The organism is Bradyrhizobium sp. USDA 3240, from assembly GCF_054063295.1.
On record NZ_JBSSGD010000002.1, the window covers coordinates 3,200,959 to 3,222,507 of the forward strand.

At 62.1% G+C, this 21,549-nt stretch carries 11 protein-coding genes; 4 read left to right on the forward strand and 7 right to left on the reverse strand.

Annotated features, from left to right (window positions below; all coding sequences use genetic code 11):
- Positions 1-48 precede the first annotated feature (48 nt).
- Positions 49-6,996, reverse strand: coding sequence for a beta strand repeat-containing protein (locus ACVIGA_RS15965; RefSeq protein WP_456667099.1), 6,948 nt, complete (start codon positions 6,994-6,996; stop codon positions 49-51).
- 42 nt (positions 6,997-7,038) lie between these two features.
- A complete protein-coding gene (locus ACVIGA_RS15970) occupies positions 7,039-8,349 on the reverse strand; it encodes an autotransporter strand-loop-strand O-heptosyltransferase (protein WP_456667100.1) in 1,311 nt (436 codons plus the stop codon).
- A gap of 148 nt (positions 8,350-8,497) precedes the next feature.
- Here ACVIGA_RS15970 and ACVIGA_RS15975 point away from each other — a divergent pair, with 148 nt between their 5' ends.
- Entirely contained in the window at positions 8,498-9,301 is an 804-nt protein-coding gene (locus tag ACVIGA_RS15975) for an FkbM family methyltransferase (RefSeq protein ID WP_456667101.1), read from the forward strand.
- Between the two features lie 21 nt (positions 9,302-9,322).
- Here the strand turns inward: ACVIGA_RS15975 and ACVIGA_RS15980 are convergent, their stop codons facing one another.
- Both ACVIGA_RS15980 and ACVIGA_RS15985 read right to left on the reverse strand, forming a co-directional pair.
- Entirely contained in the window at positions 9,323-10,735 is a 1,413-nt protein-coding gene (locus tag ACVIGA_RS15980) for an HlyD family type I secretion periplasmic adaptor subunit (RefSeq protein ID WP_456667102.1), read from the reverse strand.
- A complete protein-coding gene (locus ACVIGA_RS15985; RefSeq protein WP_456667103.1) occupies positions 10,719-12,860 on the reverse strand; it encodes a type I secretion system permease/ATPase in 2,142 nt (713 codons plus the stop codon). Before ACVIGA_RS15985 ends, ACVIGA_RS15980 begins: the two co-directional genes overlap by 17 nt.
- A gap of 600 nt (positions 12,861-13,460) precedes the next feature.
- Here ACVIGA_RS15985 and ACVIGA_RS15990 point away from each other — a divergent pair.
- Both ACVIGA_RS15990 and ACVIGA_RS15995 read left to right on the forward strand, forming a co-directional pair.
- Entirely contained in the window at positions 13,461-16,451 is a 2,991-nt protein-coding gene (locus ACVIGA_RS15990) for a hypothetical protein (protein ID WP_456667104.1), read from the forward strand.
- 128 nt (positions 16,452-16,579) lie between these two features.
- Entirely contained in the window at positions 16,580-17,707 is a 1,128-nt protein-coding gene (locus tag ACVIGA_RS15995) for a hypothetical protein (protein WP_456667105.1), read from the forward strand.
- A 120-nt stretch (positions 17,708-17,827) separates the two neighbouring features.
- Here ACVIGA_RS15995 and ACVIGA_RS16000 read toward each other — a convergent pair whose 3' ends face one another.
- Positions 17,828-18,565, reverse strand: coding sequence for a metallophosphoesterase family protein (locus tag ACVIGA_RS16000; protein WP_456667106.1), 738 nt, complete (start codon positions 18,563-18,565; stop codon positions 17,828-17,830).
- An 81-nt stretch (positions 18,566-18,646) separates the two neighbouring features.
- Positions 18,647-18,892, reverse strand: coding sequence for a hypothetical protein (locus tag ACVIGA_RS16005; RefSeq protein ID WP_456667107.1), 246 nt, complete (start codon positions 18,890-18,892; stop codon positions 18,647-18,649).
- A 365-nt stretch (positions 18,893-19,257) separates the two neighbouring features.
- Here ACVIGA_RS16005 and ACVIGA_RS16010 point away from each other — a divergent pair, with 365 nt between their 5' ends.
- Complete coding sequence (locus ACVIGA_RS16010; protein ID WP_456667108.1) at positions 19,258-20,664, forward strand: exopolysaccharide biosynthesis polyprenyl glycosylphosphotransferase; 1,407 nt, start codon at positions 19,258-19,260, stop codon at positions 20,662-20,664.
- Between the two features lie 84 nt (positions 20,665-20,748).
- Here ACVIGA_RS16010 and ACVIGA_RS16015 read toward each other — a convergent pair whose 3' ends face one another.
- Positions 20,749-21,015: a hypothetical protein gene (locus ACVIGA_RS16015; RefSeq protein ID WP_456667109.1), complete on the reverse strand. Its 267-nt coding sequence runs from the start codon at positions 21,013-21,015 to the stop codon at positions 20,749-20,751.
- Positions 21,016-21,549 lie beyond the last annotated feature (534 nt).

Here is a 21,549-nt window from a genome sequence, read left to right on the forward strand (position 1 = left end):
TTGCGGTGGGCCCGCGACAGGCCCCCCACAGCCCCTCATCTTCAGGCCTCACGCATGCTGTGGCTGCGCAAGCTGGCTGACCTGCGTCGCCGGCGGATCGACAACCAGGATCCCGCCATGGCCATCACTCGAGGTCGTGAAGGTCGAGGCCATGTAGTTGCCGAGAAGCGCAATACTCGCCGTAACAGTGCCGTCCGTCACCGTGAGCGTTCCGTTCGTACTGGTTCCGCTGAAGGTCGGCGTGTGAACGCTCGCGAAATTGATGTTCGCGAAATCGATCGCATCCGAACCGGTCATCCCGGCGACGGTCCCGCTAAAGCTCGCGGAATTGTCGAGCTTCAGCGTCCCCGTCGACCCTTGGAACGTCACGCCGGCATTCGACCCCCCGGTCAATTCCAGGGTGCCGCCCGGCACGATGTTGGCGCTGCTCGGGCTCTCTCCTGTCACATTGAACGACTGCCAGGCGCCCCATGCGGTGCCGTCATTCGCCCGGATCCAGAGTTGGTCGGTGCCCGAGCCGGCCTGATAGGTCGTCTGGGAAAGCTGCGCCGCAGTGATGTCGATCTCGGTATTCGCAGACTGGTTGACTCCGTTGACGTTCCAGCGCCCGTTGGTGTTGGAATCCCACAGCGCATATTTCGTGATGGCATCGCCGTCGGCGTCCGTCGCAGTGACGAGGTTCGCGGCAGCAAAGGTCTGCCCCGAGACCGTCACGACGTTGGAGACCGAGACGGTCGGCGCCTGGTTGGTTGCGGTGGCCGTGAACGACTTCCACGTACTCCACTCGCTGCCGTCATTGGCCCGCACGAAGAGCGTATCCGACGGCGAGCCGCCGGGGCCGAACACGTAGCTCACCTGCGAGAGATTCGCCGCCGAGACATCGATCTCGGCGTTGGCCGCCTGGGCGACGCCGTTCACCACCCAGTGGCCATTTCCACCGGTGTCCCAGAACGCATACTGGGTGATCGGATCGCTCTCGGCATCCGAGGTTGAGAACAGGGTCGAGGCCGCCACCGAATGGCCGTGAATGCCGCTGACGTTCGATGCCGTCACGACCGGAGCCGTGTCCGGACCCGGCGTTGCCGTGAATGCGGTCCAGGCGCCCCACTCGCTGCCGTCATTGGCTCGCACATAGAGCGTGTCGAGCGTCGAGTTGCCGGGACCGAACACGTAGCTCACCTGCGACAGGTTCGCCGCGGACACATCGATCTCGGCGTTGGCCGCCTGGGCGACACCATTCACCACCCAGTGGCCATTGCCGCCGGTGTCCCAGAACGCGTACTGGGTGATCGGATCGCTCTCGGCATCCGAGGTCGAGAACAGGCTCGAGGCGAGAGTCGACGTCTCACCGTGGACCGCGGCCACGTTCGCCGCCGTCACGACCGGAGCCGTGTCGGGGCCCGGTGTTGCCGTGAATGCGGTCCAGGTGCTCCACTTCGATCCGTCGTTCGCCCGCACGTAGAGCGTGTCGGGCGTCGAGTTGCCGGGACCGAACACGTAGCTCACCTGCGACAGGTTCGCCGCGGACACATCGATCTCGACGTTTGCCGCCTGGGCGACACCATTCACCACCCAGTGACCGTTGCCGCCGGTGTCCCAGAACGCGTACTGGGTGATCGGATCGCTCTCGGCATCCGAGGTCGAGAACAGGCTCGAGGCGAGAGCCGACGCCTCGCCGTGAACCGCAGCCACGTTCGCGGCCGTAACGACCGGAGCAGTATCGTCCCCCGGAGTTGCCGTGAACGCTGCCCAACTGCTCCACTTCGATCCGTCATTCGCCCGCACGTAGAGCGTATCGGGCGTCGAGCCGCCCGGTCCGAACACGTAGCTGACCTGCGAAAGATTCGCCGCGGCAACATCGATCTCGACGTTTGCCGCCTGGGCGACGCCATTCACCACCCAGTGGCCATTGCCGCCCGTGTCCCAGAACCCATACTGGGTCATCGGATCGCTGTCGGCATCCGAGGTCGAGAACAGGCTCGAGGCGAGAGCCGACGTCTGCCCATGGGCCGCTGTGACGTTCGCCGCAGTCACGACCGGAGCAGTATCACCCCCCGGCCCTGCCGTGAACGATGTCCAGTTACTCCACAGGCTGCCGTCGTTTGCCCGCACGAAAAGCGTATCAGCCGTCGAGCCGCCGGGACCGAATACGTAGCTCACCTGCGACAGGTTCGCCGCGGCAACATCGATCTCGGTGTTGGCCGCCTGCGCGATACCATTCACTACCCAGTGGCCACTTCCGCCGGTGTCCCAGAACGCATACTGGGTGATCGGATCGCTCTCGGCATCCGACGTCGAGAACAGGCTCAAGGCGAGAGCCGACGTCTGCCCATGGGCGGCCGTCACGTTCGCGGCCGTAACGACCGGAGCAGTATCGACCCCCGGTGTTGCCGTGAACGACTTCCAGGCCCCCCACAGGCTGCCATCGTTGGCCCGCACGTAGAGCGTATCGGGCATCGAGCCGCCGGGCCCGAACACGTAGCTCACCTGCGACAGGTTCGCCGCGGCAACATCGATCTCGACATTGGCGGCCTGGGCGACACCATTCACCACCCAGTGGCCATTGCCGCCGGTGTCCCAGAACGCGTACTGGGTGATCGGATCGCTCTCGGCATCCGAGGTCGAGAACAGGCTCGACGCAAGCGCCGACGTCTGCCCATGGGCCGCTGTGACGTTCGCGGCCGTAACGACCGGAGCGGTATCGGTCCCCGGTGTTGCCGTGAACGACTTCCAGGCCCCCCACAGGCTGCCGTCATTCGCCCGCACGTAGAGCGTATCGGCCATCGAGCCGCCGGGGCCGAATACGTAGCTCACCTGCGACAGGTTCGCCGCCGCAACATCGATCTCGACATTGGCGGCCTGGGCGACACCATTCACCACCCAGTGGCCGTTGCCGCCGGTGTCCCAGAAAGCGTACTGGGTGATCGGATCGCTCTCGGCGTCCGAGGTCGAGAACAGGCTCGAGGCGAGAGCCGACGTCTGCCCATGGGCGGCGGTCACGTTCGCGGCCGTAACGACCGGAGCGGTATCGGCCCCCGATGTTGCCGTGAACGACTGCCAGGCTCCCCACAATGTTCCGTCGTTCGCCTTGATGAACAGCGTATCGGGGGCTGACCCTGTCGGCCCGAACACGTAGCTCACCTGCGACAGGTTCGCCGCCGGAACATCGATCTCGACGTTGGCTGCCTGGGCGACGCCATTCACCACCCAGTGGCCGCTGCCGCCGGTGTCCCAGAACGCGTACTGGGTCATCGTGTCGGGATCCGGATCGCTCACCGTGAACAGGCTGGATGCGGCAATCGACGTCTGGCCGTGCGCCGCAGTCACGTTAGCTGCGTTCACGGTTGGCGCGGTGTCGACAAATGCCTTTGCAGTAAACTGGGTCCAGCCGCTCCAAGCCGTGCCGTCATTGGCTCGTACGAAGAGGGTATCAGTCGAACCGCTCGGACCGAACACGTAGCTCATCTGCGACAGGTTAGCCGCCCCAATATCGATCTCGGCGTTGGTCGCCTGCGTGACGCCGTTGAGGACCCAGTGTCCGTTACCTTGGGTGTCCCAGAACGCGTATTGGGTGATGGGATCGCCATCGGCGTCCGTGACCGAGAACAGGCTGGAAGCGAGCGCAGAGCTCTCGCCAAAGATTGCCGTTACATTGGGCGCTGACGTGACCGGTGCGACGTCGGCACGCGTCGTGACCAGCGTGCCGGTGCCGCCATCGGTGCCGACGCTGAACCGGACGCCAGGGGTTGGATCAAGCTGCAGATCAAAGGAGGAAGCCCCCTCGGTGACATGCAGGATGTTGCCCGCGAGCAAGGACGCCGATCCGCCGGATACGAAATTGAGGCCAGCCAAATCGATGCTGTCGCCCAGCACCAGACCGCTGATGGTGGTGCCGGCCAAAGATGTGCCGTCGACCTTGAGCTGCCCGCCGGAACCGTTGAATGCGATGCCGCTCGCGAGGCTTCCCGCCTGCAATTCGACCACGCCGCCGGAGATCGTCACCACCCCTGCGGAGCCGCCGGAAGATACAATCTCACTACCACCAGCGAACACGAAGACGTTGCTCGTCGTCGTGCCTGCTAGATTGAACGCGCCACCACTCGACACCGCAATGTCGTGCGCCGTGCCTCCGGCGGCAACGTTGAACACGCCGCCACTGGAAACGGTCAGGTGATCCAGCGCGCCGCCCGAAAGGACGTTGACCGTGCCGCCGGAGACGGCCGTCCCGGAGCCCACGGCGCCGTTGACAACACCACCTGAGACGACGTTCTCAACACCACCGGCATAAACGCCCACGCGGCTGAGCACGGTGCCCGACACATTGAATATGCCGCCGCTGGAGACGCCGACGAAAGCCGCCGTGCCGCCGACCAGAACGTTCAATACGCCGCCTGCGCTGACTCCGGTGCCTGAACTGACGGCTCCGGTGATCAGTCCACCGGACAGCACGTTCTCGACACCGCCGCTAGTGACGCTGGCATTGCTCAGCACGGTGCCGGCAACATTGAAGATGCCGCCGCTCGACACGCCGACAAAGGCCGCCGTGCCGCCGGCCGACAGGTTCAACGTACCGCCCGAAATTCCAGTCCCGGATCCGCTCGCGCCGGAGATCGATCCTCCGGACAAGACGTTCTCTACGCCGCCGGCGTAGACACCGGTATTGCTCAGCACATTGCCTGCGACATTGAAGATGCCGCCGCTCGACACACCGACGTGCACAGCTGAACCACCGGCCAGGACGTTCACGACGCCGCCGGCGAAAATGACGGTCGCAGCACTCGATGCCCCGGAGATGAACCCGCCGGACAGCACGTTCTCCACGCCGCCGCTCGAGACCAGCGTGTTGCTTGTGATCGTACCCGCAACATTCAGGGTGCCGCTCGACACCGTAAGGTCGTGGGCCGTGCCACCGGCCGAGACATTCAGAGTACCGCTCGAAACTGTCAGATGATCCAGCGCACCGCCCGCAAGAACGTTGACGGTGCCGCCGGATATGCCCGTCCCGAGGCCGGGGGCACCGGTGACCACACCACCCGAGAGAACATTCTCAACGCCGCCGTCAAAGACGCCGACATTGCCGAGTACGGTGCCAGCCACGTTGAACGTGCCGCCACTCGACACACCGACGAAAGTAGCCGAACCACCGGCAAGAAGATTCAAAGTGCCGATAACTCCGTTCCCCGCGGAGAAGGATCCCGAGATCAGTCCACCGGACAGCACGTTCTCGACACCGCCGCTCGACACCGCTATGTTGTGCACCATGCCGCCGGCGGAAACATTCAGCGTTCCGCTCGACACCGTCAGGTGATCCAGCGCGCCGCCGCCAAATACGTTGACCGTGCCGCCGGATACGCCGGTCCCGGAACCGGTGACGCCGGTGACAACACCACCCGAGAGAACGTTTTCAACGCCGCCATCATAGACAGCGACATTGCTGAGCACGGTGCCCGACACGTTGAACGTGCCGCCGCTCGAAACACCGACATAGGCCGCCGAGCCACCGGCCAGAACGTTGAGGGTACCGATAACACCGGTCCCCGAACTGATGGCGCCGGTGATCAGACCGCCGGACTGCACGTTCTCAACACCGCCGGCAAACACCATGCCGTTGCTGAGCACGGTGCCCGCGACATTGAACGTGCCGCCGCTCGACACGCCGACAAAAACTGCTGAGCCCCCGGCCAGAAGGTTTACCGTACCGCCGGCAATGCCCGTCCCCGAGCCACTGGCCCCGCTGATCAGACCACCGGACACCACCGTCTCGACGCCGCCCGCCAGGACGCCTGTATTGCTGGTCAAGGTGCCGCCGACGCTGAGCACGCCGCCGCTCGAAACAGTAATGTGGTCGGCGGTGGCGCCGGCTTCGACGATGACCCGCCCGGAATCGCCAACACTCGTCGCCGAGCCGCCGGCGAGAATGTCGAGCAGACCGCCGCCCGAAACCTGCACGCCCGACGCGAGGCCACCCGATGAAACGGTCTCAACGCCGCCGCTGAGCACGAATTGATTGGTGACGATACCGCTGTCGTTCAGCGCACCGCTGGCATAGACGAACATCGCCGTCGCAGTAGCGCCCGACTGCACGTTCACCGTGCCGCCGGAGATCGCGGTGCCGAAGCCTCCGGACACACCCTGCACCACGCCGCCCGACAGCACGTTCTCGACGCCGCCGCTATACACGCTGACAGAGCTCAGCACCGTACCGGCGACGTTGAAGACGCCACCGGCCGAGACGCCGACATAGGCCGCCGTGCCGCCGGCCGAAAGGTTCAACGTACCGCCCGAAACGCCGGTCCCGGATCCGCTCGCTCCGGAGATCGACCCGCCCGACAGGATGTTCTCGACGCCACCGGCGTAGACGGCCGCGTTGCTCAGCACACTGCCGGCAACGTTGAACGTGCCGCCGCTAGAAACACCAACGTGGACGGCGGACCCGCCGGCTTGAAGGTTCAGTATGCCGCCGGCCGAAACGCCGGTCCCGGAGTTTGTTGCCCCCGAAATGAAACCGCCCGCCAGTACGTTTTCGACACCGCCGCTACGGACCCCGATCATGCTGAGCGTCGTGCCGGCTACGTTGAAGACGCCGCCGCTCGAAACCGACAGGTATGAAGCAGAGCCGCCGGCGAGAACATTGACGGTGCCGCCGGAAATGCCGGTGCCCGAGCCGACGGCTCCGGAGATGAATCCGCCGGCCTCGATGTTCTCGACGCCCCCGGTGAACACCGCAGTGAAACTGTTGACGGTCCCCGCCACGTTGAGCGTGCCGCCACTCGAGACGGCGAAGCGATCGCCCGCGCCGCCGGCGCCGACGACGGCACTGCCGCCGCTGGAAATCGTGGTCCCAACCGCGTAGCCGCCGGCATCGACCAGGAGCTGGCCGCCGCCACTGAGCGTCGTCTGGGTTGCCGAGCCTCCGCTGAGGACCTCGAGCGTGTTGGCTCCCGTTTCGGTCAGTCCTGAGCTGGTAACACCCGAGCTTACAAAAGTGGTGCTCATGGCAGCGCGCCCCCCAAAAAAATGGTCAGTTCTTGAAATAGGCTAGAGCTTGAATCCAGGAATCGTCCTGATCACCGACTTCACATGGTCCACGGTGATCAGCTTTGTGCACTCGAACTGACGCGGCGTTCCCTTGTGGCGGGGACACCAGAAAAAGTCTTTGTGGTCGAATCGAACCGCCGGATCGTTCCAGCAGCTGTTGCAGGCGTGATAGTTGATCACGCGATACGGCGTAGCAAATTCATTTGTCGGATGCGTGAAGCCCGCGATCATCACGACCGGAGTGCCGACCGCCCAGGCCAGCCAGGCAAGGCCGCTGGAAAGGCCGATGAAAAAGTCCGCGTGCTGAAGCAGATTCGCCCGCTCCTGAATCGGGCGATCACCGGTCCAGTCCTCCGCGCCGTTCGGAATGTGATTCCATACCAGCTCGTGGCCGTGCGTCGGCTTCTGATCGATACAGATCACGCGATAGCCGGCCTGCTTGAGGAAGCTGATCAGCTCGCGCCAGCCGTTTGGGTTATTCCAGTACTTGCACTGCGTCGTGCTCTGAACCGCGATGCAAACATAAGGCTCGGGGATGGGCCTTGGATCATCGGCCAGCGAGATGCGCGGCGCCACCTCGGTCGGATCGACGCCGAGGATGTATCCGGCGGTCCGGTGCAGCCCCACAAAGCGGAAGTCACACGGCTGGTAGACGAAATTCTTGTCGTCGAAAAACAATCCGACGCTGTAGGTGGCGTAGTATCGGTCGGTTTGAATTTCCTCATGCGTGACGAAGTTGATCTCCGGATACGCATCGCGAAACAGCGGAATCAGCTTCTCCGCCATCGCACAGGTCAGCCTGCAATTGTGAGCTTGCCTGAACTTTTCCACATAGGGAAACCAGCCGATCGTATCGCCCAGGGTACCGACCGGAAGCTGTATCAGGACGTGACGATCCGTCGCGTTGTACTCATGCGAGAAAATGACATCCTCGCCCTGCAAGACCTCGATACGGAAACGAATGTAGTAGCGCTTTGAGCTGTTGACGCGTCCGCCCACGAACTGCGTCTCGAAAAGAACATTGCCGGTCTCGGCGTCCCAAAGACGCACGCGCCAAGGACCTTCGGCTTCGGGACAAACGACCCGGGCGCCGTCGTTGAAGTCGAAGCGCAGGCCCTTCGGACCGACTTGAGTGGGAAGTTCTGCCGCGGCCGGATAGGCCCGCTTGGGTGTTTCGGCATCCGGCGCAACGGCTTCCGACTTGGCGGGTACGGCGCTGGTCGACCGATCAACGATGACTTTGGGTTGGTCGGCCACTTGGTCAATCGGACGCTTCAGCCCGATCGCCGGCGCGACGGCAATCGCATTCACGAATATCCCCTGCCCTGAAAATATAAAGAAAGCCAAAAATACCGGCAGACGGTAAGCGAGATTGACAATCGCGTCAACGGACGAAAACCTTAGCGCACACTTCTCTCGCGGCCGCTCCGGAGCCGCAAAAAACAAAGAAACACAAGCGATGAGTCGCAATCCCAGCAAGGTCCCGTTTGTGATCGCAGCGTCGGCGCATGGCCCGCTGATCGTCAACCGGCTGGACTACCACACCGCGGGCGAACACACCTTTGGAGTCGGGATTCAGATTCTCGAGCACGGCGCGTTCGACGTCACCGAAATCGAGCTCACGAAGGGTCTTCTTGCACTGCGAAGAACCTACCGGGGGGACGGCGTGGTCGCCATCGACTGCGGGGCGAACATCGGCGTTCACACCATCGAATGGTCCAAGCACATGACCGGCTGGGGCTCGGTCGTTGCCATCGAGGCGCAGGAGCGGGTCTACTACGCGCTGGCCGGCAACATCGCCATCAACAACTGTTTCAACGCGCGGGCGATGCACGCGGTGATTTCGTCGGAAACCGGCAAGACCTGGGTGCCGACCTTAAGCCATCAGGAGCCCGCCAGCTTCGGAAGTCTGGAGGTGACGCAACGCCCCGGGACGGAGCAGATAGGCCAGAAGATCGATTATTCCCATGCCAGCGGCACTGAAACGACGATGATCACCTTGGACTCCCTGAATCTGAGCCGTTGCGATCTGATCAAGATCGACGTCGAAGGGATGGAGCTGAAGGTGCTGGAGGGGGCCAGCGCCACGATCCGGCAGCATCACCCCGTGATTCATGCGGAATTCATCAAGACCGACAAGGCCGCACTCGTTCGCAAGCTGGCCGATCATGGATACCGGACCTACGACGCAGGGCAAAACTGCCTCGCGATCCATGAATCCGACCCGAGCCTGAGCCACGTGGAATCGCGAACCACGTCATGACGGCCTGACCGCCGGATTCCTTCACCGCTCCCGGAGCGCATCCTGCCGGTAGCGCACGATCGGCGACAACAAATAGCTCATGATGCTGCGGGCGCCCGTCCTGATTTGGACGGTTACGGTCATTCCCGGCGAAAGATTGATCTCCTTCTCGTCAACGACCATCTTGGTCCGGTCGATCGAGACATGCGCGACATAGACAGGTCCCGTCCCCTTGGGCTCGCTGCTTTCTTCCGGCGCGCCGCCATTGGGCTCGCGGGCTGAATCCCGCGACCGGTCGCGGGAGACGGAATCGGGCGAGACGCTGACGATCTTGCCGTGCAGCAGGCCGTAGCGCGTGAAGTTGAAGGTATCGACCTTGATTTCGGCGTCCTGGCCGGGGTGCACGAAGCCGATATCGCGATTTGAAACCATCGCTTCGATTTCAAACAGATTGTCGCTGGGTACGACGACCGCAAGCGTCTGGGCGGCGGTTGCGACGCCGCCGACCGTGTGCACGGCCAGCTGCTGCACCACGCCATCGATGGGGGCGGCAAGTTTTTGAAGGCTGGTCCGGTGCTCGGCTTTGGACACTTCGTCCTTGAGGCTGCCAGCCTTCTGCGTCGCCTTGGCGAGATCATCGTACAGGCGGTGCCGGTATTCCGAGACAAGCTTGGCGCGCGTCTCTGCGAGCGCGGCGACGGCCGCGTTGGCCTCCTCGAGCTTGCTCCGTTGCACCAGGACGTCCTGCTGCATCCCGACGAGTTCCTGGAGCTCCTGCAAATATTGCAGCTTTGAACCGTACTCCCTGTCCGCCAGGTACTTGCGAACGCCGACCCGCTCCTGCAGCACCGGCAGTAGAGCTTCAATCTTGGCGATGCTGGCGTCGATCGTTTTGGTCTCCGCGACCTTCTGCACCCGCTGCCGATCCAGTTCCGACAATTTGGCGCGCTGCTCGGAATCCTGACTGCGCAGGTACTCCAGATGCATTTGAATCAAGGCGGGTGGGGTGTCGGCCGGTGCGCCGTCAAGCGCGTCGGTGTTTCCGTCGAGCGCCGAACGGGCGCGTGAAATATCCAGCTGTGACGCGAGAAGATCGTTCTTCAGGTGCTGAAACTCCGCCTGATTGCTGGTCGGATCCAGCTCGATCAGAATCTCGCCTGCCTTGACCCTTTGACCGTCGCGGACGTGAATGGCCCGCACCACTCCGATCTCCAGCGGCTGAACCAGCTTGACACGGTCGCCCGGTACGATCTTTCCAGGTGCTGAGGCAACGATGTCGATCTTGCCGAGAGCCGCCCACGCCACGGCACAGCAGAACAGGGCAGCAAGCAGGACGGCGGTCAGCCTGGCGGTGGGAGATGGCGGCGTCTCGACAATTTCGAGGGCGGCCGGCAGGAAGGCCAGCTCGTCCCGGGTTTTGCCCCCGACCGCAACCACTTCACGAGCCGACTTCATGGATCCCCGCCTGTATCCGGTACAGCGACGCGTATCTTCCGCCTGTGCTCAACAACTCCTCATGGGATCCCTGTTCGACGAGCCGGCCGCGATCAATGGTGATGATCCGATCGGTGCGCCTGACAGCGGACAGACGATGTGCAATGACAAAAACCGTTCGTCCCTTCACGATCCGGTTCATATTGTCCTGAATGACCCTTTCGCTTTCGTAGTCCAGCGAACTGGTCGCTTCGTCGAAGATCAGGATGCGGGGATCGGTGATAAGGGCCCGCGCGATCGCGATGCGTTGCCGCTGCCCGCCCGACAGACTGGAGCCGCGCTCACCGACGACGGTGTCGTAGCCTTCCGGCAGTTCCAGAATGAATTCGTGAGCTCCCGCAAGCTGAGCCGCGGCGACCACTTTCTCCATCGGTGCGGCAGGATCGGCGAGCGCGATGTTTTCCCGTACGCTGCGATTGAACAACACGTTTTCCTGCAGGACGACGCCGACCTGGCGACGCAGCCAGGCCGGATCGACCATCGCAAGGTCAATCCCGTCGACAAGGACCCTGCCCTTCTCCGGAACGTAAAGGCGCTGAACGAGCTTCGTGAAAGTGCTCTTGCCCGAACCGGACGGGCCGACGATGCCGACGACCTGGCCGGCCGGAATGCTGATGTTGATGTCATGCAGCACTTCGGGTCCATCGACCCGATAGCGGAACGACACGTGTTCGAGGGTGACCTGCCCCTTGATGGGCGGCGGCACGGCGCGACCGGGGCTGAACGTCTGCTCGGCCGGCGTATTCAGGATGTCACCGAGCCGCGCGATCGAGAGCCTGGCCTGATGAAAGTCCTGCCAGAGCTGCGCCAGCCGCAGAACCGGCGCGCTCACGCGTGACGAGAACATGTTGAAGGCGATCAGTTCGCCCACAGTGAGACTTCCGTCGATCACCAGCTTGGCGCCGGCGTAAAGGATTACCGCGGTGACGAGCTTGCTGACGAACTGGACCGATTGGCTCGCAACATTTGCGAGGCTGAGCACGCGGAAGCTGGCCGCCACATATCCGGCAAGCTGCTCCTCCCAGCGGCGCTGCATCTGTGGTTCGAGCGCCATGGCCTTGATCGTCTCGACCCCGGTCACGCTCTCGACCAGAAAGGACTGGTTTTCGGCCCCGCGCTCGAATTTGGTATCCAGCCGCTGACGGAACATCGGCGTCGCGCCGGCCGAGATGCCGACATAAAGCGGGAATGACCCAAGCACGATCCAGGTCAGGATCGGCGAGTAGACAAACATCACCGCGATGAACACGATGGTGAAGAACAGATCGATCACGACCGTCAGCGCGGAGCCGGTCAGGAAGTTGCGAATGTTCTCCAACTCGCGGACCCTCGCAACCGAGTCGCCGACCCGGCGCGCCTGGAAGTAGGCAATGGGCAGCCCGATGAGATGCCTAAACAAGCGGGCTCCCAGCTCGACATCGATCCGGTTGGTCACGTGCGAGAACAGGTAGGTCCTCAATATCGCGAGGGCCGTTTCGAAAGCCGCGATGCCGATCAACCCCACGACGAGCACATCGAGTGTGCTGAGCGTGTGATTAACCAGGACCTTGTCGATCACCACCTGAAAGAACAGCGGCGACACCAGTGCGAACAGCTGCAAGAAGAACGAGGCGATCAACACCTCGACGAAATGATACCGATATTTGTGGATTGCCCCCAGAAACCACGACAGGTCAAAGCGGCGCGCAAGATTGACCAGTCCCGCCCGCCGGCTCACCAGGATCAGCTTGCCGGTCCACACCGCTTCCAGGTCGGCCCTCGTGATCAACTCCGGGCGCTCTGCCAGAGGCGATTGAACGAGGATCTTGTCGGCGCCCACCTTGGCGAGGATCAGATGGCCACCGTCGCGCAACGGCGCGATGGCAGGAAGCGGGACCTTCTCGAGCCTCAGCCAGTTGGTGGTCAGCTCGCGCGCCTTGACGCCGGTCGAGCGCGCGTACCGCAGCATCTCCGGCGTTCCGAACGGGCCATTGCCGACTTGATGACGAATCTGGTCGACATCGGCCGGGAGGCCGTGAAAACGCAGCAGCATCGCGAGCGCAACTATCCCGCTGTCTGCTGTCGTACCGCTCCGCGTTTCAATCATCTCGCGATTTAATCTGCTCAGTAGCTGAAAATAACTGCAGTCGAAGGTGGCCCGAGATTGCCCTGAGCCCGCCCCGCCCCTGCTCTTCGGCCTCGCCGTCAGCGCACACTGACTATTCGTAACGAAACGACAGAGCAGCAAGTGAATATGACGGGTAGAGTACTATGGCTCTTCGGCGAGATGCAATTGGCGTTATCACCGGCCATACCGAATTCGCGAGCAACATCATGCCGATCCTGGAGTCCATTACGGAACCGCTCGGAAAGCCGAACCAGGCTCCGTAGTCTTACGGATCGCGGCACCCGGCATGGCCGTCACCGGGGTCACGGGGATGATCGCGTCGGCCTTATCGCTTATAAGAGGGTCATGCCCTTCCGATCTTGCCGCATGCAAAGAATGGCCGGACTCTGTGTGATGCCCCAAGGTGACGCCCCAAGGTGATGCCCCAACCCAATCGCGCCAGAGGCCCTGTACATGAACAGCCTCACGCACCGCCTTGTCCGGGGCCGGCCATTTGGCGTCTATTAACTACCCAGTGACCGGTCCGCATGAATATTGTCAATTATTGCTACGCTACCATAGATTGAAAGCTCGACCAAGATGACTTGGAATTATTCCGTAACATTAAACGATTCATCGAACGTAGGCGGATCTGCCGACACGTCTCTTGTTTACGATCTCGAGCAGGCCCTCAACATCTGGCAGCGATATATCCTGGGCGTTGGCACCATGGTGGTGTCACTCAACATCCTGCCCACCTCCGTTGGCCGTGCCGACGGCGGGCCCACCTCCAGCTACTTGGTGGGCACGAATGGCGGGCTCGCGGTGTATGAGCCGTCAAGCCAGTACGAGCTGACCGCGGGACAGCACGTCCCTGGAACGACAAGCGACATCACCATCAACATCGATCCCGGCTACTTCCAGTACATCGACCTCGACTATGGCCTGAGCTGGTCCAGTCAGGTGCCTGGGAACGTGATCAATCCGATCAACGTTTTTCTGCACGAGCTCATGCACGGCTTCGGCATGACGGGCTGGTACAGCCAGAGCGGACAGTTGGCCGGCGCCTACGAATCCACGTTCGACAACCTGATTCAAAAGACCGCAACCGGCGCCTACTTTGTCGGCGCCAATGCCGAGGCCGCCTACGGCGGCCCGGTGCCCCTGACCACAGACAGCACGACCCAGAACTATTACCATTTCGGCAACCAGCAATCCGACCTCTACGCCACCCCGTCGACCGTCAAGGACCCGCTCACGCTGGACCTGATGAACGGGATCGTTTTCTACCCCAATTACCAGTACGCGATCTCCAACCTCGACATCGGAGTTCTGAAGGACCTCGGATACAGCATCCGGACGACACCGGTCGTGACCGCCAGCGATCAGTCCGCCGCCCGAAATCAGGTCTATGCGGCCTCATCGTTGTTCTCGGTGAACATGGCCGCGGGCGATTCCATCACCGAATATTCCTTCTGGGACACCAATGGCAACGGTCACTGGACCGTGGGAGGAATAGCCCAGGGCACGAACACCGAGATCGACATCAGCGCGTCGCAACTGGCCCAAGCGAGTTACCAGGCTGGACCTGGTTCGGACACGCTGTGGGTGAGAGCCTTCGACGGCTATTTTTGGAGCGACTGGAAATCCTTCGTGATTTCGCCGGTCGATCATGCGCCCGTGGTCACGGCAACCAACGTGACCGGTTCGCGCGGGCAGCTCTCGGTGGCTGAATCCTCGCTGTTCTCGGCCAGTGACGCGGATGGCGACACCATCACCCAATATGCATTCTGGGACACCGAGGGCCACGGGCACTGGGCGATCAACGGTGCCGCACAAGCCACCAACGCCGAGATCGACGTCTCGGCCGCCAACCTTCCGCAAGTGAGCTATGTATTCGGTGCGGCGCCGGACACGCTCTGGGTGCGGGCCTATGATGGATATCTCTGGGGAGCATGGGTCCCGTTCACGGCCACGCCAGGTCCGGATCACGCTCCGGTTGCTTTTGCTTCCAGCTTCACGGCAGCCCACGGGCAAATCTCGGTCGCGGCTTCGAGCCTGTTCACGGTCAGCGATGCCGACAACGATACGATCACCCAATACGCACTCTGGGACAGCAACGGCGCATGGGTGGTGAATGGTGCCGTTCAGGCCACCAATGCGGAAATCGACCTCACTCCTGCGCAGCTTGCCCACACGAGCTACCAATTTGGCTCGGCTCCGGACCAGCTCTGGGTCAGGGCTTACGATGGCACGCTGTGGGGAGCATGGGTACCGTTCACGGCCACCCCGGGTCCGGATCATGCGCCGGTGGTCAGCGCGACCGACGTGTCGGCAACCCACGGCCAGGATATCGCCGCATCCAGCCTCTTCAGCGTGAGCGACGCCGATGGCGACACAATCACCGCCTACCAGGTTTGGGATTCAACGAGCGATCCAGCCAGCGGTCACTGGGTGGTCGGCGGAGTGGCGCAGGCCACTAACGTCGCCATCGATGTTACGCCTGCTCAATTGGCGAGCACCTCGTTTCAGTCGGGCTCCGGCTCGGATGATCTGTGGGTGCGAGCCAATGACGGCACGACATGGGGGGCCTGGAAGGAATTCCACGTCAACGCGCCGATCGATCACGCGCCCGTGTTGAGCGCGTCGGACGTAACCGCAACGCACGGCCAGGACATCGCCGCCTCGAGCCTGTTCACGGTCAGCGATGCCGACAACGATACGATCGCCCACTATCAGTTCTGGGACTCGACCGCCGATCCTGCCAGCGGGCATTTCGTCGTGGCCGGCGTGACACAGCCCGCGGGCCAGAGCATCGATGTGAGCGCGGCCCAATTGGCCAGCACATCGTTCCAGAGCGGTTCAGGCTCCGACGATCTCTGGGTGCGCGCCTTCGATGGCTTGATGTGGAGCAGCTGGAAGGAATTTCACGTCAACGCGCCGGCCGACAATCTTCCGATCGTGTCGGCCGCCGACTTTTCAGCGAGCCACGGCCAGGATATCGCGGCCTCTGCGCTGTTCTCGACCGCCGACGCGGATGGAGACACCATCACGAAGTATCAGCTGTGGGATTCGACGTCGGATCCCAGCAGCGGGCACTGGGTGGTCGCCGGAGTAGCTCAGGGCAGCAATGTCGCAATCGATGTGACGGCAGCCCAGCTCCCGAACACGAGCTTTCAGAGCGGCTCCGGTTCAGACGATCTCTGGGCGAGGGCCTACGACGGCTTCGCCTGGGGGCCGTGGAAGGAATTTCACGTCAACGCACCGATCGACCATGCTCCGGTCGTCTCGGCGTCCGACTTCCACGCGACCGCCAACCAGAGCGTGGCCGCATCGAGCCTGTTCTCGGTCACGGATGCCGACGGGGACAGCATCCCCCAATATCAAGTCTGGGATTCGACGCCGTCGGCAAGCAGCGGCCACTGGAGCATCGGCGGGACGGCGCAGCCGGTCAACACCGCAATCAACGTCAGTGCGGCGCAACTCGCCAGCACGACTTTCGATGGCGGCACCGTATCTGACGACCTCTGGGTTCGCGCCAACGACGGTATGATCTGGAGCGCCTGGCAGGAATTTCATTTCATCGTCTAGGAAGCGGCCCGGGTTGCAGGAAGGCCACGATCCGCCCCTAGATGTCTGGTCCCGGAGTGTGGGATATGGCGGGAAGATCCACGATCCCGCCAAGGGGCAACACGTCCGGGCAGATAGAAACGGCTTGCATGAATAAGCGCGATCTCGAGCAGGTACCTGGGCAGGCCGGTGACGCTCCTATGCCTGAAGTTGAGTTTGCGCTTGTCCTGTCTCGGATCATCACATCGGTCAGTACCGATCAGGATAGTTTGCGCCAGACGGTTTACGACCTGGCGCGGTACAAGCTGAGCGAACAGCTGCTTTCTACAGGGATGCCTGCCGACGAGGAGGCGAAGGCCAGGAAGGCGCTGGAAGCGGCCATCCATGGCGTCGAGAGCTTTTCAAGGAATAATGACAAGCAGCTGCCGGTTCCTCTGGGCGCGGCGCCTTTGCCCTTGGCGATTTCGGACTCCGCGATGGAGTACGCGAAGGACGCCACCCAGACGATATGGTCCGACCCCGAGCCTCGCGCACTTGACCGTTCTGCTTCCAGGCGCAAAGCGCGAACCGGGTCCCTTGCAGTGATCGGTGTGGTACTGGCCGTCCTCGTGCCCATGATCGGCGGCTTGCTTGCGGTCGTCTACCGCGACGATATCGCGCACATCGGAAGGTCACAGCTCAACAAGACTGCCGCTGTGGCTCCCCCCAAGCCTCCCGACGCTGTCGCCGTGGCCGAGCCAGCGAAGCCCTCGCGGCTGTTGCCCTCGGATTTTGGCGTCTATGCATTGAGCGAGAACAAACTCTTCGAATTGAATCCATTGCCGAACAAGGCCCAGGACGCGCGGGTCGCGATTTCGCCGACAATGGGAATCACCAAGCAGCCCGTTCTTCGCGACGGTAATCTCAAGTTCATCGTCTATCGGCGTGAGGCGGCCTTGAATATTCCGGAGCGCGCCGAAATCCGGATCATTGCGAAGGTCGCCCACTCCATCTCCTACGACGCTGCCGGCAAGCCGATCACGACAGCCGACGAAGGGTGGTACATTCGGAACATTTCATTTCCCTATCGCGTCTCGCCGATCAAAGAGAATGCCGAGATGTACGAGATTCAGCCGGAAAGTGGCGGGGCCGCTCTGTCTCCAGGCCGTTATGGCCTGGTCGTCAAGGGACAGCTTTATGATTTTATCGTTGGCGGCGACGTCAAGGATCCGCGCCATTGCCTGGAACGGCTAACGGCGGCGAACGGAACCTTCGTTTCCGAATGCCGTCAGCACTGACTAGCGCTTTCACCGCGGTTCACGAAACTCATTGTCCGCATTCAGGCTCCGAAGAACCCGAGCTACTGGGCATCGCTCCGTGATCGCAGCATGTTGTCTGCGCGGAATGAGACTCTCTGCTCAGAGAAAGCCCATCCGGCCGCCTTCGATCCACATACAGGTCAGCTGCCCCGTGGCGTAGGCGCCGGTATCGATGTTGATACGGTTCGGTCGAATTTCGGGGGTGCGGACCGGGGTGTGTCCATGGATGACGAGCCGCTCGAACAACCCGTCATGCAGCAGAAAATCGTCGCGTATCCAGCACAGATCCGTCAGCGATTGCTTGCTCAGCGGTACGCCGGGTCGAACCCCTGCATGCACAAAGAACACGTCATCGAAGGCGAAGCAGGGTCTCAAGTTTCGAATGAAATTCAGGTGTGAGACGGGCAGCGCTTCGGCGAACTCTGCCGCCAGCCGCGACTGGTCGGCCGGGCTCGGGTTGCGCGGTGGGCGGATGCCATAGGATATCAGGGTCTCCAGGCCGCCGACGGAAAGCCATGTCGGCAGGACCGTCGGATCCTGGATGAAATCCGTCAGGAACGTTTCGTGGTTGCCCAAGATGAAGACGGTATCGCAGGTCCCCTCGAGTGCCATCAGGTAGTCCAACACCTCCCGCGAATGCGGACCGCGATCGACATAGTCGCCCAGGAACACCCGGACAGAGCGCCAACAGGGCCTTCTCTTCAAGTCGGTCTCGATCCTGGCGTTAACCTTCTCAAGCAGATCCAGCCGTCCGTGGATGTCTCCGACCGCGTAGAAGCGCAGCTGTGGGGAAGTGAGGAAGCCAGACGGCAGCGATTGACCGGGCTGAGCCTGCATAGTCGCGATGCACCAATGTGACCAGCGGTTGTGGAGGTACCGACAGGCGTATTCGAGAGGGCTGCCAGCCCGCCACCAATATCAGAAATTCGGGCGGGGCGAGCCGAGGGTGATCGCTTTGACGCGAAGGGCATTGTGCCAGGCGAGCCCTTCCGGAACGGAAGCGAAATAGCCTGGCCGCAAACTTATTATGGTTAACGCGACCATCTGGAGCGCCGTCCAGACCCCAAGGTCCACCAGAATCGCAAGCGCGGTGTCCGTGACCAGGATTGCGGCGTGCGCGGGCAGCAAGGCTAGCTGGTGGCAGCGGGCGTTGCCGATCAGCAAAGGCCGATCACACCAGCGAGCAACGTGACGATGGTCATCTTAACATCCGTCCAGTCTTGGTACACCTTCGTCAGGCAAGCCTTGGTTCATCTTCGAAAAAAAGCCTGAGGCAGCCCTCCCTCGGGCACCGAATGCCGAGCGCGGCGTATGTCCGACGTACGAAAAGTTCAACGCCGCGGCGAAAAAATTGATCAGCGGCTGCCCTCGAAATCGGCTTTTCGAGCAAGTACAGATACGGTAAGGTTACCAAATTCTTACTACCATTACGTATTTTGTGGTTGTTTTCAGTGACGAATATTGTCGAGAGGGGCGCCCTCCTCCCCCATAGCTGCCCAGAGCCCAAGCAGAACGCCCTCTGGCGTTCCATGACAGCCTCGCTGCCGGCGCGCGCGGGTCTCGCTTTTGTTTTGATAAGCATTGTCGAGTTCACCTGCGTTGCGATGACCGCTTTCGCATCGGCTTGGGTGTACCACGTACTCGCATCGACACCCGGCTTACGCGTGAAGGTCTATCTGCTGGCATCCTGCTTCATCGGGGCGGCGGAGGTCTGCATTGCCGCAATGGCTGGTCAATTCCTGCATCTGGAGAAGCAGCGGGAGATCCGGTTCGCTTCCGCAGGAATCGGAGCCGCGGCCACCACGTTCGTTCTCCTGACCTCACTTCTGTTCATTTTCAAGCTCTCGGACGTTTACTCCCGCGGCACCTTGATCTTGCAGTTCGTGAGCTGCTTGACGGCGGTCGGGTTGGTCCGGCTGGCGGCCTATCGCACATTCCAGAATGCCGCTGAGGAGGGACTGCTTCAGAGGCAGCGCGTGGTGCTCGTCGGGCGCAACGACGATTGCGATGCTTGTGCAAGCCAGTTGCGGAAGTCGGGCGGAGGTCTGGAAGTTCTTGCCTGCCCGCTCGGCTGGGACGCCGCGTCCGGGGAGGCAGCCCATTTCGATCGCGCGACCGGCGCAAGTCTGGTCGAACGGTGTCGGGTTCTGCAACCCGATAGCATCATCCTGCTCGTCGATCGAAAGCAGGAGGACGGAAGCGTCGGGATGCTGCTGTCGCTCCTGAGGCAGATCCCCGCCGACGTTTACGCGGTGCCGACGCATAGGGACATCTTCTGGGCGAACGCGCAGACGGCCGACATCGGCGGCCTCGCCACCTTCACCATGTCGCGCCGACCGCTGTCCGTCTTCGACCTCGTCGTCAAGCGGGCATTTGATATCGTGGCGGCGGCCGCGGGGCTGATTGTGTTGTCTCCCCTGCTGCTGCTCTCGGCGCTGGCCGTGAAGCTCGATTCGAGGGGACCGGTTCTCTTCGTCCAGATCCGCCACGGCTATAACAACGAAGCAATCCGCGTTCTCAAATTCAGAACGATGTACGTGTCCGACAGTGCCGAATTTCGACAGGCATCGAAGGGCGATTCGCGCGTAACCAGGATCGGCCGCATCTTCCGCAAGACCGGGATCGATGAACTGCCGCAACTCTGGAACATTCTTCGGGGTGACATGTCCGTCGTTGGGCCGCGGCCGCACGCGATCACGCACAACGAGCTCTTCACTCCGCGCATCGACAGCTTCGATCGGCGGCATACGGTCAAGCCGGGACTGACAGGATGGGCTCAGGTCAACGGATTGAGGGGCGAGACCAATACGCTCGAGAAGATGCAGAACCGGATCGAGCACGATCTCTACTACATCGACAATTGGTCGCTGCTGCTTGATCTCAAGATCATCTTGCTGACCCTGTTCTCGGGCAAGACCTACCGCAACGCGTGGTGAGGTGTCTTCGCTCCGGCAGGCCGACGGCGATTGTGCAAAGCCGGGAGGGGAGCCGGGCTCCCATCCCAGACAAGGCCGAACAGATCAGTATTCGGTATAGACGCTGAGGAAAGCCGTGCCGCCATAGGGCCGGTATGCGTCGTAGAGCCCGTAGCAGGCATAACGATCCGGACAGCGGCAGAGATTGACGACCCGGCAGCCGCGGGGGCCGCAGCGCTCAACGTGGCATACATCGACCGCCGCGCGGCGCGGAGCTACGCGCTGCGGCTGCGGTATAATGGAGTAATCGGCTGCAATGGCCGCGCCCGCAGACATCGTCAGCAGGGCCGCGGCGACGATCGACTTCAGCATCTGAAATTCCCCCTCAATTTTCCTGTCCAGAGTCGTCATCTGGAAGCGTTCCGAAATCTAGAAGCGTTCCGAATACTCATACCGAAAATCCTTGGTCGCTGGTAGGGTCCCAAGGATGGCTTCTTTCCGCTCGTGGCCTCCAATATCCATGTCGATGCAGTTTCGCGTGCCATAGTAACATACCTGGACCCTAACACGATCGCCGCAGATGTTCTCGGCATAGATCCAATGATTGAACAGACGGTCGTTGTTGGGAAAGGAGCGAGATGCCGCGCTGAGCCTCAGGCAGACGGCTCCGGTCGGGCTGCGGTGCCGACGGGATGAGATATCGTCCGCTGGCGGTGGGGCTACGCCAAGGGTGGCCCCGACACCTGATCGCTGCATCTGCGCCTGTGCATTCGCAATGGCGAGAAGCTGCGCAACCACGCAAAGTGCAAGGCAGATTCGGCCCGGCTTCCGGTGGGACAATTGACCTCCTCCAACGATGAAACTACTGGATGCCGGCTCTGGTAGGCTCGGCAAGTCTTACACCTT

What these genes read in the sequence shown, in the direction of transcription:
- ACVIGA_RS15965 (WP_456667099.1), bottom strand. Translation starts at nt 6,996, where the DNA reads ATGAGCACCACTTTTGTAAGCTCGGGTGTTACCAGCTCAGGACTGACC.
- ACVIGA_RS15975 (WP_456667101.1), top strand. Translation starts at nt 8,498, where the DNA reads ATGAGTCGCAATCCCAGCAAGGTCCCGTTTGTGATCGCAGCGTCGGCG.
- ACVIGA_RS15980 (WP_456667102.1), bottom strand. Translation starts at nt 10,735, where the DNA reads ATGAAGTCGGCTCGTGAAGTGGTTGCGGTCGGGGGCAAAACCCGGGAC.
- ACVIGA_RS15985 (WP_456667103.1), bottom strand. Translation starts at nt 12,860, where the DNA reads ATGATTGAAACGCGGAGCGGTACGACAGCAGACAGCGGGATAGTTGCG.
- ACVIGA_RS15990 (WP_456667104.1), top strand. Translation starts at nt 13,461, where the DNA reads ATGACTTGGAATTATTCCGTAACATTAAACGATTCATCGAACGTAGGC.
- ACVIGA_RS15995 (WP_456667105.1), top strand. Translation starts at nt 16,580, where the DNA reads ATGAATAAGCGCGATCTCGAGCAGGTACCTGGGCAGGCCGGTGACGCT.
- ACVIGA_RS16000 (WP_456667106.1), bottom strand. Translation starts at nt 18,565, where the DNA reads ATGCAGGCTCAGCCCGGTCAATCGCTGCCGTCTGGCTTCCTCACTTCC.
- ACVIGA_RS16010 (WP_456667108.1), top strand. Translation starts at nt 19,258, where the DNA reads ATGACAGCCTCGCTGCCGGCGCGCGCGGGTCTCGCTTTTGTTTTGATA.
- ACVIGA_RS16015 (WP_456667109.1), bottom strand. Translation starts at nt 21,015, where the DNA reads ATGCTGAAGTCGATCGTCGCCGCGGCCCTGCTGACGATGTCTGCGGGC.